Source organism: Peptoniphilus faecalis (assembly GCF_012976305.1).
In the GTDB taxonomy this organism is placed as follows: Bacteria; Bacillota; Clostridia; order Tissierellales; family Peptoniphilaceae; genus Peptoniphilus_A; species Peptoniphilus_A faecalis.
In genome coordinates, this window is sequence record NZ_JABDSR010000003.1 from 149,115 (window position 1) to 164,139 (window position 15,025).

Sequence of the window (15,025 nt, forward strand, 5' to 3'; positions counted from 1 at the left end):
AGAACGAATGTAACTAAAAATATAAAATTTAAAAACAAATATGTAGTCTTTTTCACTAGAAAAAACAAAAGAACAATTGCGAATATTTTAAACACATATATTTAAAAGGTGTAACGACTAGCTCGTAGGGGCGTAGGGTGGGTATTGTTCCACTCGAAGTGCGAAACACCATACCCGATAAAACATGGTGAAGATATAGTCTATTCCTTGTAGAAATATAAGGTAGTAAAGATAGATACAGATGTAGCAACACAAGACAAAGATAAATTAGTAGATTTAATTAAAGATATGTACGGACACGATAAAGTAGCTCAAATAGCTACCTTTGGAACATTACAATCTAAATCGGCAATACAATCCATAGGGAAAGTATTAAACATACCATATAAAACTGTCGAAGAAATAAAAAAGGGAGTAACAGATGGACTTTCCATAAAAGAATCCTTAGAAACAAATAAAGACTTACAACAATATAGAGAATTATATCCAAAGTTATTTGATTACTCAATGCGATTAGAGGGTTTAGAAAGAAATATATCAACTCATGCTGGAGGAGTAGTTATAACACCAAAAGATAAAACGATGAGTGATTTTTGCGGCATGAGTATATCAAGAAGAGAAGAAGAAATAACACAACTAGACATGGGAAATTGTGAAGAAGTAGGACTAGTCAAAATGGACTTTTTAGGACTATCAACACTTGATGTGATATATGACACCTACAAAATTATAAAAGAAAAAACTGGCAAAGACATAGAATTAAAACCAGAAACGATGAACTTTGACGATGAAAAAACCTTTGATATGTTAATAAAAGGTCATACAAAAGGAGTATTCCAATTGGGATCAAAAGGAATAACAGAAGCGTGTAAAGAACTAAAACCAAACACCTTTGACGAATTGACCAACTTAGTATCACTTTATAGACCAGCCACATTAAAAGCCTTAGAAAGATATATTAAGAAGAAAAAAGGCGAACTAGAAATAGAGTCCATAGAACCAAGAGTAGATGAAGTTTTAAGCACAACAAAGGGAGAACTAATCTATCAAGAGCAAATGATGAGAATGTTAAAAATAATGGCAAACTTCTCTGACGGAGAAGCAGATCATGCAAGAAAAATCTCATCAAAGAAAAAAGTAGAAGAATTTGAACAAGTGATGCAAGACTTCAAAAAGAGAGCAAAGAATAATGGGTTTACCGAAAAAGCAATAGACACAGTTTATGACATGATAAAAGACAGTGCAAGCTATTCCTTTGCTTTAGCTCATGGAGTATCTTACACAATGCTAACATATATCACCGCATACCTTAAAGCTCACTTCACAACAGAATTTATGTGTTCACTTTTAACTAATCAACGTAAAGAGGGTTCAACGGATATGGAAGCCTTAAACGAATACATAAAAGAATGTGAAGCAATGGGCATAAAATTAAAGAATCCTGATTTAAGAATTGGCAATTTTGACTTTAAAGTATCCAAAGACAAAGAAATAATCTATGGATTGGATTTAATAAAAGGATGCAACAAAAAAGAATTAGAAGAATTAGTCCAACATAAATTTACAACCTTTGATGAAGTGTTAGAAATTTCAACCTCAAAACAAACATTAGTACCATTAATAAAAAGTGGAGCAATGGATCATCTCGGAGAGAGAAAAGACTTATTGATAAAATTACTTGCCAAGAGATTTGAATTAGGACAAGAAAAGAAAAAGAAATTAAAAACTATAAATAAAAAACATATCGCACAATTATTATCAGAAAGGAAAATAACATTAAGTGAAGTTCCTCTTTTTGGCACAGAAGCCAAACAATTAAAGGATAATCAAATAAAAGAAAATAATCTCAAAAAAGAAAAAGTACTAAAAATACTAAACCAAGAAAACAAAAAAGAAGTGTGGCAAGATTGGAAAGAAAATATTCTTATTGGAGATTATGCAATATGGGAATACCAAATATTAGGATATACCTTGACTGGAGAACTATTCCAGAAAGTAGACAAATTTGTTAATTTCTTTACAGAAACCTTTGAGTATATAGATTTACCTTGTATAGTAAATAAAATCGATAAAAAGAAAATAAAAAAAGGAAAATCAAAAGGACAAGAAATGGCAATACTAGACTTAGACACACCCTTTGGAGAAATAAGAGCCTTATGCTTTGCTACAAGTTGGCAGAAGCTAAAATATAAAATAGACAAAGGAAAAAGATATATCCTATGTGGAACAAAAAAAGACAATCAGTTGATAATAACAGGCATGATGAGTTATGACAGATATATAAAAAACTTTAGAGAATAAGGAGTATATGAAAATGAAAACAAAAGAGTTTATAGAAGCAGTAAAACAGAGAGGTTATAAGGCTATTGAGAGCGATTTTTTTTATGATGTTCACAATCCAGATGAAGAACGCATAGGAAGCGTGGCAAAAAACATGCCCTATGTATGCAGCACAGTGTCTCAAGAACTTAATAGTCAAATAGATAAATTAATACTTGAATATGCCATGACACCAAATGAAGAGCGAGAGGGAAAAAAGAAATATAAAGTAACAGCACATTTAGATTTTACAGAAGACGTGTTAGAACTTGATGATAATCTAACGGAAGAGGAAGTAAAAAAAGAGTTATACGAATATGCATGTAGCTTTTTGTATTGGAGTTATAAAAAAGTAGAAGAAAATTAATAGGAGGCAAAGGCAAGTGATATTACCAGAATTTAAGATAATCAACCAAATTACAGACGAAGTATACAAAGACGAATTAGTTACACAAATTACAGAAGATATTATACAAGGGATACTAAACGTTATTTCAACTTACGAACAAGAGGTATAAAAATGACGGGACAAAACAGTCAAGAAAAGATGGTAACAATAAAATTACCATATGACGACCTCACAGACGTTTTAATAGTATTTGAAGATTGGATACACAATCGTAGCAATAAAAGTATAGTTAAAAGAGAAAATGTAGCTAGAATATATTATCGACTTGTAAACATATGGGGTGATAACGCAAAAGATGACCAAAAAAAATGAAGGGAAAAAATTTGAAGAAGATTTTAGAAACTCAATACCAGAAGATGTGTTTTGTTATAGAATAAAAGATAGTTCTAATTTTAACCAAACAACAAAAAATATGTGCGACTTGATACTATTTCAGTCGCCATATTTATTTTTATTAGAATTAAAATCAACAAAACAAAATCAAATATCCACAGATGAAAAAATAATAAAGCAACATCAAATAGACAGATTGTATGACGCACAACAAAAATGCAACAATATAGTTGCAGGTTTTGTATTGAATTACAGAGGGAGAGAACTTAAAACAAAAATAGTATTACCAGAAACATATTTCATACCAATAGAAGAAATGAGAAAAATATACTATAAAGAAAAAAAGATACACAAAGACCAAGCAAGAGAAATAGGCATAACAATACCATATCGTAAAAGAATTACAAGATTTGAATATAGCGTACCTTTAAAAAATATTGTAAAAATAAACAAAAAACTGTAAAAAGAGTTGACAAATTATAACGAAATTTATATACTATATAAAAGTAATCCCGAAAATGATACAAAAATTGGGACAACGGACTTCAAAGGAAAATTTAATAGTTTTTTGGAAATGAGGGGAAACACCCTCTAACCATTGAAAAATGCACATTTAGCTCAGCTGGATAGAGCGTCTGGCTACGGACCAGAAGGTCGGGGGTTCGAATCCTCTAGGATACGCCATCAAAAACTTGTAATTTAAATTACAAGCTTTTTTGTTTTGCAGGAGTGCTGGAATAGGCAGACAGGCATGTTTGAGGGGCATGTGCGAGAAATCGCGTGAGGGTTCAAATCCCTCTTTCTGCACCAAAGTCTACTTAACAATTTACTCAACTATTGTTAAGTAGTTTTTTTTATGCAAATTTTTATAATTATATAAAATAAAAAATAATATTTTCGCTTAATAGAAAAATAATAGTGAGATTTAGACATCTGTGTTATACTAAAATAAGCAAAATAAAGGAGGATTTTTATGGAGCAAAATATCTATTTAGATAAGGAGCGTCTGGAAAATTCCAAAGAGACTACCAAATCTTTGGGAAAATCTCTTGAAATTGATTCTCTTAAAGAAAAGGTTGTAGAACTTAATAAAAAACAAATGGAACCAGGTTTTTGGGATGACAATGAAAGTGCCCAAAAAATTATAAACGAAACAAATTTATATCAAAAGAAGATAGATCAATATGATGAGTTAAGTGAATTAATTGTCGACGCACAAGACCTTATTGACCTTATGGAAATTGAAGATGATTATTCTTCTTATACAGATTTTCAAGATATGGTGGATGAGATTGAAAAGAAGACTGCTGATTTTAAACTCAATACTCTATTAAATGGAGAGTATGATTCTCACAATGCTATTCTTTCTATACATGCAGGTGCAGGTGGTACAGAGGCACAAGACTGGGCAAGCATGCTTCTTAGAATGTATACTAGATATGCTGAAAACAAGGGATTTAAAATTGAAACTCTCGATATTTTAAAGGAAGACGAAGCTGGAATTAAGTCTGTTACTCTTAGAATTTCTGGCGACAATGCCTATGGATATTTGAAGGGTGAAAAGGGCGTGCATAGACTTGTGAGAATTTCTCCCTTTGATTCTAATAAGAGAAGGCATACTTCTTTTTCATCTGTGGATGTCTTTCCGGAACTTGATGATGACACTGAAGTTGAGATAAAGGAAGAAGAGTTAAAGATCGACACATATAGATCTTCGGGAGCCGGTGGACAACATGTTAATACTACTGATTCTGCTGTTAGAATTACACATATTCCTACTGGAATTGTTGTTCAATGTCAAAATGAACGAAGTCAAATTCAAAATAGAGAAAAGGCAATGAATATGCTAAAAGCAAAACTTATTGCTCTTGCTGAAGAAGAAAAAAAAGAAAAAATCGAAGATCTTCAAGGCAATTATTCACAAATTGCATGGGGTTCACAAATTAGATCCTATGTATTCCAACCCTATACAATGGTAAAAGATCACAGAACCAATGTAGATGTTGGCGATGTTGAAAGGGTAATGGATGGAGATTTAGATATTTTTATTAATGCCTACTTGCAAAAAAAGGCAACAGGAGAAAGCTGAGGTTAAAATGGCAAAGGATGTAATTATTGCTCTTGATTTTCCAAGTAGTAAAGTAACTCTTGATTTTTTGAAAAATTTTAAGAATGAAAAAGTTTATGTAAAGGTTGGAATGGAACTTTTTTATAGGGAAGGGCCAAGTATTATTAAAGAAATAAAAAGACTGGGACATAAAATATTTTTGGATTTAAAAATACATGATATTCCTAATACTTGCAAGGGTGCGACAAATTCTCTTATTTTACTTGATGTTGATATGATTAATTTTCATATTGCTGGTGGCAAAAAAATGTTAACTGAAGCAAGTGAAGTTGTTAATAGTAAAAAGCCAGAGCTAATTACTCTTGGTGTTACTATGCTAACTTCTACTGTGGAAGAGGTTATGCACAATGAACTTAAAATTGACAGAGAAAAATCGCTTGAAGATGTTGTTCTCGATTATGCAAAACTTGCAAAGGAAGCTAAACTTTCTGGAATAGTATGTTCTGCACTTGAAGTTCCTAAGATCAAAGAAAATCTAGGAGCAAATTTTATTACTGTTACTCCTGGAATTAGAAAGGTAAAAGGGACTGACGACCAAAAGAGAGTTGTAACTCCAAGCAAGGCACGAGAACTTGGCTCTGATTATATTGTCGTTGGAAGACCTATTACAAAGGCTGAAGATCCATTAAAAGAATATAAAGAAATAAGAAGAGATTTTTTAGGGGGAGAACAATGAAAGGAATCGCAAAAATTTTATTAAAATTAAAGGCTGTAACACTTTCACCAGAAAGACCATATACTTGGGCATCTGGAATAAAGTCACCTATTTATTGCGATAATAGACTTATACTTTCTTATCCAGAAGACAGAAAAGTTGTTGAAGATGGACTTGTAGATTTAATTAAAGAAAAATATCCTGATGTAGAATATATTATGGGAACTGCAACTGCAGGCATTCCTCATGCTGCTATTATCGCTGATAAGATGGATCTACCAATGGGATTTGTAAGATCTTCAAACAAGGATCATGGCAAGCAAAATAAAATTGAGGGTGCTAAAATCAAAGGTGCAAAAGTTGTTGTAATTGAAGATTTATTTTCAACTGGTGGCTCATCAATTGAGGCTGCAAAGGCGCTAGAAGATGCGGGTTATAATGTCTTAGGAATAGTAAGTATTTTCACATATAATATGAAAAAGGCTGTTGAAAATTTCAAAGATTCAGGTTTTAGTCATGATTCTCTCACAAATTTTGATGAACTTATAGAAGTTGCTCACGAAATGGACTATATTAAGGAAAGTGAAATTAAAAAGTTAAAATTATTTAGAGAGAATCCACAGGATTCATCTTGGATGAATGATTAATTTATTTTTTGGGTAAAGGGAAAGTGAATTTTGACTTAGGGGGAAGAAAAGTTGAATTATTATAGAACTTTAAGAAGGTTAATGCCTTATGCCAACCAAATATTAAAGAATAAAGATAGATTAAATAAAGTTGTTGGGGAGTCCCTATCAAAGACAAATAAATTGGACTTATTTAAAAAAATTTCAAGAGAGCTTAAACTTGCCCTTGGTCTAGCAATTGACTATTCTAATGGAAGCTATAAAGATGTAAAGAAGAAAGATATTATTTTAATTGTGGCAGGTTTTTTATATTTATTAAATCCTGCAGATATTATTCCAGATTTTATTTTATTCTTTGGATTTTTTGATGATTTAAGCGTTCTAACTTTTATCCTAAAGAAGCTTGATAAGGAATTAGAAAAATATGATGCATGGAAAAATACTAGAAACTGACTTTTTCAGAAGAGATACAGTTGAAGTTGCAAAAAATTTATTAGGAAAGAAAATTATCAGAAATATTTCTGGTAATTTTTTCTATGCAAAAATTGTGGAGACTGAAGCTTATTTAGGTCTTAATGACAAAGCTTGTCATAGCTATGGTGGGAAAATTACTGAGAGAAATAAAATCCTATATAAGGATGGAGGCCACATTTATGTATATTTAATTTATGGGATGTACAATCTTTTAAACATTGTGACAAAGAGTGAAGGAGAACCAGAAGCAGTGCTAATTCGTGCAGTTGAACCTCTAGGAAATTTTGACGGATTTGCCATTAATAGATTTGGAAAAAGTTATAAAGAACTTTCAAATTATCAAAGAAAAAATATAAGCAATGGACCGGGAAAACTTTCTTTAGCTCTTAATATTGATAGAAGTTTAAATGGGAAAATTCTATCTCCTGATTATCTTTATATAGAAGATGGTGAAAAAGTAAAAAATATAATTACTTCAAAAAGAATTGGGATAGATTATGCGGAAGAGGATGCGGATCTTCCCCTTAGATTTTACATAGGGAACAGTCAGCATATTTCAGTTAAATAATGTGGATTTTTGTTAACTTATAAAGTATAATGGGTTAATGTAAAGGTGATGTAATGATTAGCATAAAAAATCTGTCTTTTAAATACGATTATGAAGACGAAAATGCAAAGCAAATTTTAAAAAATATTAATTTAGAAATAAATGAGGGCGAGTTTGTGGCACTGCTTGGGCATAATGGTTCAGGCAAGTCAACTCTTGCCAAGCTTATAAATGGACTTTTAATTCCAGGCGAAGGTGATGTAATTGTAGATGGGATGAACACTAAAAATGAGGAAGAAATTTGGAATATTAGAAGAAATGCGGGCATGGTTTTTCAAAATCCTGACAATCAATTAGTTGCGACAATTGTTGAAGATGAAGTTGCTTTTGGTCCTGAAAATCTTGGAGTTGATCCAGTAGAAATTAGAAAAAGGGTGGACAAGGCTCTACTTGATGTCGGCATGAGTGATTACAAAAAAAATGCACCTCATCTTTTATCAGGTGGGCAAAAACAAAGAGTTGCCATAGCAGGGATTCTTGCCATGAGTCCAAAATATATAATACTTGACGAGCCAACTGCCATGCTTGATCCAAGTGGAAGGCGAGAAGTAGTCGATACACTTGTTAAATTAAATAAGGAAGAAAACAAAACTATCATCTTAATAACTCACTATATGGAAGAAGCTGCAATTAGCGATAGAGTTATAGTAATGGAAGATGGGAATATTGTGCTGAGAGGAAATCCTAGAGAAGTTTTTTCACATGTCGAGGAAATAAAAAAATTGGGTCTGGATGTTCCACAAGTAACGGAACTTGCATATGAATTAAAAAAAGAAGGTATTGAAATTTCAACAGAGGTTTTAAATATCGAAGAAATGGTGAAGGAAATATGTCACTTATAGAAATTAAAAACTTAACACATATTTATAGTGAGGGTCTTCCCTTTGAGAAGATAGCAATAGATAATTTAAATTTAAATATCGAGGAGAATGAGTTCATTGGGTTAATTGGTCATACTGGATCTGGAAAGTCAACTTTTATTCAACATTTAAATGGTCTTTTGAAGCCAAGCAGTGGAGAAATAATTGTAGACGGAACTAAGGTTGACAAGTCTAGCTCTAATTTAACTGAACTTAGAAAAAAAATAGGTTTAGTGTTTCAATATCCAGAGTATCAACTTTTTGAAGAAACCATAGAGAGAGATATTGCCTTTGGTCCAAAAAATTTAGATTTAGATGAAGATGAAGTTCTAAAAAGAGTTAAGTCCTCCATGGATTCTGTGGGTCTTCAATATGAAACTTATAAAGATAAATCGCCCTTTGAACTTTCTGGAGGGCTCAAGAGAAGAGTCGCAATAGCTGGTGTACTTGCCATGGAACCAAAGGTTTTAATACTTGACGAACCAACTGCAGGACTTGATCCAAGAGGTCGTGATGAAATTTTAGGAGAAATAAAAAGTATTCACGAAAAAAGAAAAATTACAGTTATTCTAGTTTCTCACTCTATGGAAGATGTGGCAAAAATTGCCGAAAGAATTATTGTAATGGATAAGGGAAAAGTATTTTTAGATTCCAATCCAAGAGAAATTTTTAGAAATGAAGACAAACTTATTTCCGTTGGACTCGGAATTCCACAAATTACATCTCTTATGAGGGCGTTGAAAAAAAGGGGACTGGACATTAATGAGGACTCAATAACAGTTGAAGAAGCTAAAGAGTCGCTAATAAAATATTTGAGAGGTGTTTCTCATGTTTAAAGATATTACAATTGGACAATACTTTCCTGGGGAAACACTGGTTCACAAATTTGATCCAAAATTAAAAATTCTTACAATGATGTTATTCATCGCCTCATTATTTTTTATTGGTTCAATTTATATGTATATACCTGTGGTAATTTATTTATTATTAATTATTTATGTGGCAAAATTACCAATGGGATTAGTTTTTCGTGGGCTTAAGCCATTGAGATGGATTATTCTTGTAACATTTATAATAAATTTATTTTTCACACCAGGTGAAGCAAAGTACACTTTAGGATTTTTAAAAATTTCCCAAGCGGGGATTGACCTTGCGGTATTTATGGGCATAAGACTTGTTTTATTAGTTCTTGGTACAAGTTTGCTTACTTATACTACCTCTCCAATTGAATTGACAGATGGGATCGAGTCGCTATTAAGACCCTTTAGAAGAATTGGAGTGCCAAGTCACGAAATAGCAATGATGATGACAATTGCCCTTAGATTTATACCGACACTAATTGAAGAAACTGACAAGATTATGAAGGCACAAATGGCGAGAGGTGCAGATTTTGAATCGGGAAATATTGTAAAGCGTGCAAAAAATTTAGTTCCATTACTTGTTCCTCTTTTTATAAATTCCTTTAGAAGAGCGGAAGAGCTTGCCACAGCAATGGAAGCAAGATGTTACAAAGGTGGAAATGGCAGGACGAAAATGAACGCATCAAAAATTGTCAAGAAAGACGTAATTATTTTTGTCGGCAATATAATTTTTTATGCAGTAATAATTTTGGTTTCTAAATTATGAATATTTTAATAAAAATAACTTATGACGGCACAAATTTTCACGGTTTTCAATTGCAACCAGATGAGAGAACTGTGGAGGGAGAACTAAATAAGGGTCTTGCAAAAACTTTAAATAAAGAAGTAAAAATTTTTTATGCAGGAAGAACTGACAGAGGAGTTCATGCTCTTGGACAGTATGCAAATTTTTATTCAGACACGACAATTGACATTGGAAATCTTCCAAAGGTTATAAATTTTAATTTACCAGAAGATGTTTCTGTTGTTGATGCAAAATATGTCCCTGAAGATTTTCATGCAAGATACGATGCGAGGTTAAAAAAATATCGCTATGTTGTACATTTATCTAGATACAGAAATGCTCTACTTTTAAATAAAGCCTATGAGTACCCCTATAAAGTTGATCCAGATAGAATGAGAAAGGCTCTATCTTATCTTATAGGAGAACATGATTTCAATTCTTTTATGGGAAAGGGTGCAGTGGTCAAGGACTCGATAAGGACTATTGATAAAATTGACGTAATTGAAGAGGGAGATTTTTTGTATTTAGATTTTGTCGCTAAGAGCTTTCTAAAAAATATGATACGCATAGTTACTGGTACAGCTCTTGAAATTGGAAGAGGTCAAAGAGAAATTGAATATATGAAGGAAGCCTTGAAAATGAAAAAAAGAAAGGCAGCTGGACCAACAGCACCAGCCTGTGGACTATATTTAGTAGATGTAAAATATTAGCCCACAGGCTTTTTATTGTAAAAATTTTTTGAACCATCTTTTATTTTATAAAGGGGAAAATTTTACAAATTTAAAAAATTGTGGGAAAGTGCAATAAATTGATAATATAAAAAGTATTTGGTATAATTATTTTAGTTAATTTGGAGGTGTAATAGTGGATAATAAATATCTTGTTAATGGTAATGAGGCTGAAGGCAAAGTTAAAATTTCTGAAGATGTCATTGCTACAGTTGCGTCTGTTGCAGCTGAAAGTGTTGATGGTGTTGTAAAAGTTGGATCTAATTTTAAGTCTCAAGTTACGGACATTTTAAATACAAAAAACTTCAATAGAGGAGTCAAGGTTAATATTGGTGAAAGAGAAACTATTGTAGATGTATATATTACTATTGAGTACGGAATAAAAATTGTTGAGGTTTCTGAAAGGGTGCAAGCGCAAGTTAAGGAAGCCATTGAAAACATGACTGACTTTGATGTTGTTGAGGTAAATGTTCATATATCAGGCATCGCTGTTAAAAATTCTGAAAAGACGAATGTAAAATGAGCAGAAAAAAAGCGAGAATAGGTGCAATGCAGGCATTGTTTTCCATGGATATAAATAATGATTTTTCTCTAGAAAATTTAAATTTATTTATGGAAAACAATCACTTCTTAGGTGATGAATCTGACTACATCAATAGAGTTATACCAGATATTTTAGAAAAACTTGATATTGTTGATGAAACAATTGAAAAGAATTTAAAGGGTTGGACTATGGCTAGGCTTGCAAAGGTGGATAGGCAAATTTTAAGGATTGCTGTTTATGAATTTTTATATAAAGAGGACATTCCACCAGAGGTTTCTATTAATGAAGCTGTTGAAATTGCAAGGCTATATAGTTCTGACGATTCACCTAAATTTATTAATGGAATTTTGGGAACTATTTACAGGAGTTTTTAATTTGGCAAAAGTTGCTTTTAATGTAAGCGAACTGAATAATTACATCAAAAAGCTGATTTCAATGGATTATATTCTAAGAGATATTACAATTACTGGCGAGGTTACTAATTTAAACATTCATAACAATGGGAATATTTACTTTTCTTTAAAAGATAAGTTTGCACGAATTGATGCAATGACAAGTCAAGATGATGTAAACATTGAATTCTTCGACGGTGTTAAGGTAATGGCAAAGGGGACTGTTACTTATTACGAGAGAAGTGGCAGGATTTTTTTGTATGCAACTGAAATCGAGTTAGATGGAGAGGGAAATCTCTATCAAAAATATTTGAAACTAAAGGAAAAATTAAAGGATGAGGGACTTTTTGATGCTTCTCACAAGAAAAAAATCAAGAAGTATCCGTCTTCTATTGGGATAATTACTTCTACAAGTGGTGCAGCTATAAAAGATGTTGTAAATCTTTTTAGAAAAAGGAATAAAACCTGTGATATTTATGTTTTTCCAAGTCTTGTTCAAGGTGATGTAGCTAGTTGTAATTTAATTCGTGGTGTAAAATATTTTAATGAAGTTAATAAAGTAGACACTATAATAATTGCTCGTGGTGGAGGAAGTTTTGAAGACTTATTTGCTTTTAATGACGAAAGTCTTGCGAGAGAAATTTTTGCGTCAAAAATTCCAGTTATTTCTGCGGTAGGACACGAAATTGACTACACTATATGTGATTTTGTATCGGATCTTAGGGCAGCTACGCCTACGAATGCAGCTGAACTTGCGACAATTAGTGAAGATGAAATTTTATCGCAACTATCTAAAAAACTATCTGATTTAAATAATTTAATGGAGAGAAGAATTAGTTACAGTCATATAAAACTTATTAATTTATACAAAAATATTTCTCTAGAAAATCAAGTTCACAAGATAAATTTCATGACTCGAAATCTTTTGTATAGAGAAACTTTACTAAACAATTCTATAAAAAAGATTTTACAAAATTATTACTACGGTCTTCAAAATAAAAGATTTTATTTGCAAAACTTCAAGCTCAACAAGTCAAAGAAAATAGAAAATTACTCTTATAAACTTAAAAATATTTCTGTAAAATTAAATTCTAAGCTCGGTAAAGATAGAGAAAATTTAAACTTTAACAAAAAACTTTTAAATTATTATTTTAAATCACAAATAAAGGATAAAATTGACAAATTTAATGATTATGGAAAATTTATTTTAGATTACGATTTAGAAGAGAGATTAAAAAAAGAAAAAGAAAGGCTAAATTTTTTGAATATAAGACTAAATTCAGTCTATGAGAAGATTAATAAAGTTGAGATTTTGACAGAAGATGGTTTAGAGCTAAATTCTGCTAAAAATGTTAAGATTGGAGAAATTATTTCTCTAAAATTTAAGGACGGTAGTGTGAAATCAAAGGTTCAAAAAGTGAAAATGAGGGATTAAATGCAAAGGGATTATGAAAGTTCTTTTAGGGAACTTGAAAAAATTATAAAGGAACTTGAGTCTGAGGACATTAGTCTCGAAGATTCCATAAAAAAATACGAAGAAGGCATTGAACTATATAAGTATTTGAACAATACATTAAAGGCCTACGAAGGAAAGATTAAAACTATTGCAGAAGAAAATTCTAAATATATTGAGGACAATAAAGATGACAGATATAGATAGTTTACTTGAAAAATTTAATAATTATTTGAGTTCTTTGCTTGAATACGACGAAAGCTCACAACATAAAGTCATTGATTCCATGAAATATTCACTATTTTCTGGCGGAAAGAGAATTAGACCGATGTTAACTCTTTTGACTTTTTGCGAATTTTCAGATGATAGTTTAGATAAAATTCTTCCTTTTGCTGCTGCAATTGAAATGATACATACTTATTCTCTAATTCATGACGATCTTCCAGCAATGGATAATGATGATTTTAGAAGAGAAAAGCCAACGAATCACAAAGTTTACACTGAAGGAATTGCAATTTTAGCGGGAGATGGACTTTTAAATATGTCCATGGAAACTCTTTTAAGACATATTGAAAATATTGAAGATAGCAAAGATCTAAAACTTGCAATAAGGGCAATGAAATATATTTACAATGCAACTGGCGTAAATGGAATGATTGGCGGACAAACTATTGATATAGATTTTAATGTTTCAGATTATACAGAAGAAATTTGTGAAAATATGTACAAGCTAAAGACAGCTGCTCTTATAAGGGCTTCTATTGTAGTTGGAGGCATAATCGCAGGTGTAGAAGCAGATAATATCACAAAGCTTTCTAAGTTTGGCGAATCCATTGGTATTGCATATCAATTTGAAGATGACCTTCTTGATGAAGACAAGGATCCAGATAGTGGTGAAATAAATATGCTTTACTTCAAGAGTAAAGAGGAACTAAAGAGTGAAATTATTGAATTAACGAAGATTTCTTATGATGCCTTAGAAGACCTTGAACTTAAAGACAACTTGCTAAAAAGTTTTGTTGCGAAGTTAATAAACAGGAGCAGATAATGGCAAAAACGCGTGCAGATGTATTATTAGTTGAAAAGGGTTTAATCGATTCACGAGAAAAAGCCAAGAGATTAATAATGGAAGGCAAGGTTTTTATTGGCACTGAAAGAGTGGAAAAGCCAGGAACACAATTAAAAGATGATGTAAAAATATATATTAAGGGCTTAGAAGATACCTTCGTCTCAAGAGGAGGTTATAAGCTAGAGAAGATGATTGACGATTATGAAATAGACCTAAAAAATTCTGTGTGTGTTGATATTGGTGCATCAACTGGTGGTTTTACACATTGTATGTTAAAGCATGGTGCAAAAAAAGTTTATGCCATTGACGTTGGTTACAATCAACTTGATTATAAACTTAGAATGGACGATAGAGTTGTATCTCTTGAACGAACTAATATTAGATATTTTGACACAGAATTAATTTCTGAAGAAGTAGATTTTATTTCCATAGACGTTTCCTTTATTTCCCTTGAACTTGTGTTACCCATTGCAAAGGAAATTTGCGGAGAAAAGGGCGAAATTGTCGCATTAATAAAGCCACAATTTGAAGCAGGAAAGGGAAAGGTTGGCAAGGGCGGAATTGTAAAGGATAAAAGGGTACATATCGAAGTTATTGAAAAAATAATTGAACTTGCAAAAAAATTGAACTTAAATATTTTAGCTTTGACAAATTCTCCAATAAAGGGTACAAGCGGCAATATTGAATTTTTAATATATCTATCAAATTCTGATAAAAATAATGAAAATTTTGATGCAAGTGAAATTGTAAATAATGCTTATAAAAATTTAAATGATTAGGTGAA

General features: G+C 31.5%; 20 protein-coding genes and 2 tRNA genes. All 22 read left to right on the forward strand.

Features of this window, described 5'->3' with window-relative positions; genetic code table 11:
- Positions 1 to 231: 231 nt before the first annotated feature.
- The 22 genes from HKO22_RS11060 to HKO22_RS03300 all read left to right on the forward strand — a co-directional run bounded on the left by HKO22_RS11060 (position 232) and on the right by HKO22_RS03300 (position 15,020).
- Positions 232 to 2,301, forward strand: a complete 2,070-nt coding sequence (locus HKO22_RS11060; RefSeq protein ID WP_328818675.1) for a helix-hairpin-helix domain-containing protein — start codon at positions 232 to 234, stop codon at positions 2,299 to 2,301.
- A gap of 13 nt (positions 2,302 to 2,314) precedes the next feature.
- On the forward strand, positions 2,315 to 2,686 hold the full coding sequence (locus HKO22_RS03205; protein WP_169968514.1) for a hypothetical protein: 372 nt from the start codon (positions 2,315 to 2,317) through the stop codon (positions 2,684 to 2,686).
- Positions 2,687 to 2,702: 16 nt separating this feature from the next.
- Entirely contained in the window at positions 2,703 to 2,837 is a 135-nt protein-coding gene (locus HKO22_RS10980; RefSeq protein ID WP_268935704.1) for a hypothetical protein, read from the forward strand.
- Positions 2,838 to 2,839: 2 nt separating this feature from the next.
- Positions 2,840 to 3,040 carry a hypothetical protein gene (locus tag HKO22_RS03210; protein ID WP_169968516.1) on the forward strand — a complete coding sequence of 67 codons (201 nt, stop codon included), beginning with the start codon at positions 2,840 to 2,842 and terminating at the stop codon, positions 3,038 to 3,040.
- Entirely contained in the window at positions 3,024 to 3,524 is a 501-nt protein-coding gene (locus HKO22_RS03215; RefSeq protein ID WP_169968518.1) for a hypothetical protein, read from the forward strand. Before HKO22_RS03210 ends, HKO22_RS03215 begins: the two co-directional genes overlap by 17 nt.
- Before the next feature lie 150 nt (positions 3,525 to 3,674).
- A tRNA-Arg gene (locus HKO22_RS03220) sits at positions 3,675 to 3,745 on the forward strand.
- A 39-nt stretch (positions 3,746 to 3,784) separates the two neighbouring features.
- Positions 3,785 to 3,871: transfer RNA gene (locus HKO22_RS03225), tRNA-Leu, on the forward strand.
- A gap of 163 nt (positions 3,872 to 4,034) precedes the next feature.
- Complete coding sequence (gene prfB / locus HKO22_RS03230; protein ID WP_169968520.1) at positions 4,035 to 5,150, forward strand: peptide chain release factor 2; 1,116 nt, start codon at positions 4,035 to 4,037, stop codon at positions 5,148 to 5,150.
- A 7-nt stretch (positions 5,151 to 5,157) separates the two neighbouring features.
- Positions 5,158 to 5,865 (forward strand): orotidine-5'-phosphate decarboxylase, encoded by a 708-nt coding sequence (gene pyrF, locus HKO22_RS03235; protein WP_075660268.1) that lies wholly within the window; start codon positions 5,158 to 5,160, stop codon positions 5,863 to 5,865.
- The gene (gene pyrE, locus HKO22_RS03240) at positions 5,862 to 6,491 is read left to right on the forward strand and encodes an orotate phosphoribosyltransferase (RefSeq protein ID WP_075660269.1); all 630 of its coding nucleotides are present in this window, start codon (positions 5,862 to 5,864) and stop codon (positions 6,489 to 6,491) included. The genes pyrF and pyrE overlap by 4 nt, the downstream gene beginning before the upstream one ends.
- A gap of 51 nt (positions 6,492 to 6,542) precedes the next feature.
- The gene (locus HKO22_RS03245) at positions 6,543 to 6,923 is read left to right on the forward strand and encodes a YkvA family protein (RefSeq protein WP_169968522.1); all 381 of its coding nucleotides are present in this window, start codon (positions 6,543 to 6,545) and stop codon (positions 6,921 to 6,923) included.
- The gene (locus tag HKO22_RS03250; RefSeq protein ID WP_083635583.1) at positions 6,898 to 7,512 is read left to right on the forward strand and encodes a DNA-3-methyladenine glycosylase; all 615 of its coding nucleotides are present in this window, start codon (positions 6,898 to 6,900) and stop codon (positions 7,510 to 7,512) included. The genes HKO22_RS03245 and HKO22_RS03250 overlap by 26 nt, the downstream gene beginning before the upstream one ends.
- 53 nt (positions 7,513 to 7,565) lie before the next feature.
- Positions 7,566 to 8,393, forward strand: a complete 828-nt coding sequence (locus tag HKO22_RS03255) for an energy-coupling factor transporter ATPase (RefSeq protein WP_075660271.1) — start codon at positions 7,566 to 7,568, stop codon at positions 8,391 to 8,393.
- Positions 8,381 to 9,247 (forward strand): energy-coupling factor transporter ATPase, encoded by an 867-nt coding sequence (locus tag HKO22_RS03260; protein ID WP_169968524.1) that lies wholly within the window; start codon positions 8,381 to 8,383, stop codon positions 9,245 to 9,247. The genes HKO22_RS03255 and HKO22_RS03260 overlap by 13 nt, the downstream gene beginning before the upstream one ends.
- Positions 9,240 to 10,037, forward strand: coding sequence for an energy-coupling factor transporter transmembrane component T family protein (locus tag HKO22_RS03265; RefSeq protein ID WP_075660273.1), 798 nt, complete (start codon positions 9,240 to 9,242; stop codon positions 10,035 to 10,037). The genes HKO22_RS03260 and HKO22_RS03265 overlap by 8 nt, the downstream gene beginning before the upstream one ends.
- Positions 10,034 to 10,765 (forward strand): tRNA pseudouridine(38-40) synthase TruA, encoded by a 732-nt coding sequence (truA, locus tag HKO22_RS03270; protein WP_169968526.1) that lies wholly within the window; start codon positions 10,034 to 10,036, stop codon positions 10,763 to 10,765. Before HKO22_RS03265 ends, truA begins: the two co-directional genes overlap by 4 nt.
- 154 nt (positions 10,766 to 10,919) lie before the next feature.
- Positions 10,920 to 11,306: an Asp23/Gls24 family envelope stress response protein gene (locus HKO22_RS03275; RefSeq protein WP_075660275.1), complete on the forward strand. Its 387-nt coding sequence runs from the start codon at positions 10,920 to 10,922 to the stop codon at positions 11,304 to 11,306.
- Complete coding sequence (nusB, locus tag HKO22_RS03280; protein WP_075660276.1) at positions 11,303 to 11,701, forward strand: transcription antitermination factor NusB; 399 nt, start codon at positions 11,303 to 11,305, stop codon at positions 11,699 to 11,701. The genes HKO22_RS03275 and nusB overlap by 4 nt, the downstream gene beginning before the upstream one ends.
- Position 11,702: 1 nt before the next feature.
- On the forward strand, positions 11,703 to 13,154 hold the full coding sequence (xseA, locus tag HKO22_RS03285; RefSeq protein WP_169968528.1) for an exodeoxyribonuclease VII large subunit: 1,452 nt from the start codon (positions 11,703 to 11,705) through the stop codon (positions 13,152 to 13,154).
- Complete coding sequence (gene xseB / locus HKO22_RS03290; RefSeq protein ID WP_075660278.1) at positions 13,155 to 13,379, forward strand: exodeoxyribonuclease VII small subunit; 225 nt, start codon at positions 13,155 to 13,157, stop codon at positions 13,377 to 13,379. It begins immediately after the preceding gene.
- The gene (locus HKO22_RS03295; RefSeq protein ID WP_169968530.1) at positions 13,363 to 14,220 is read left to right on the forward strand and encodes a polyprenyl synthetase family protein; all 858 of its coding nucleotides are present in this window, start codon (positions 13,363 to 13,365) and stop codon (positions 14,218 to 14,220) included. Before xseB ends, HKO22_RS03295 begins: the two co-directional genes overlap by 17 nt.
- Positions 14,220 to 15,020: a TlyA family RNA methyltransferase gene (locus HKO22_RS03300; RefSeq protein ID WP_169968532.1), complete on the forward strand. Its 801-nt coding sequence runs from the start codon at positions 14,220 to 14,222 to the stop codon at positions 15,018 to 15,020. Before HKO22_RS03295 ends, HKO22_RS03300 begins: the two co-directional genes overlap by 1 nt.
- Positions 15,021 to 15,025 lie beyond the last annotated feature (5 nt).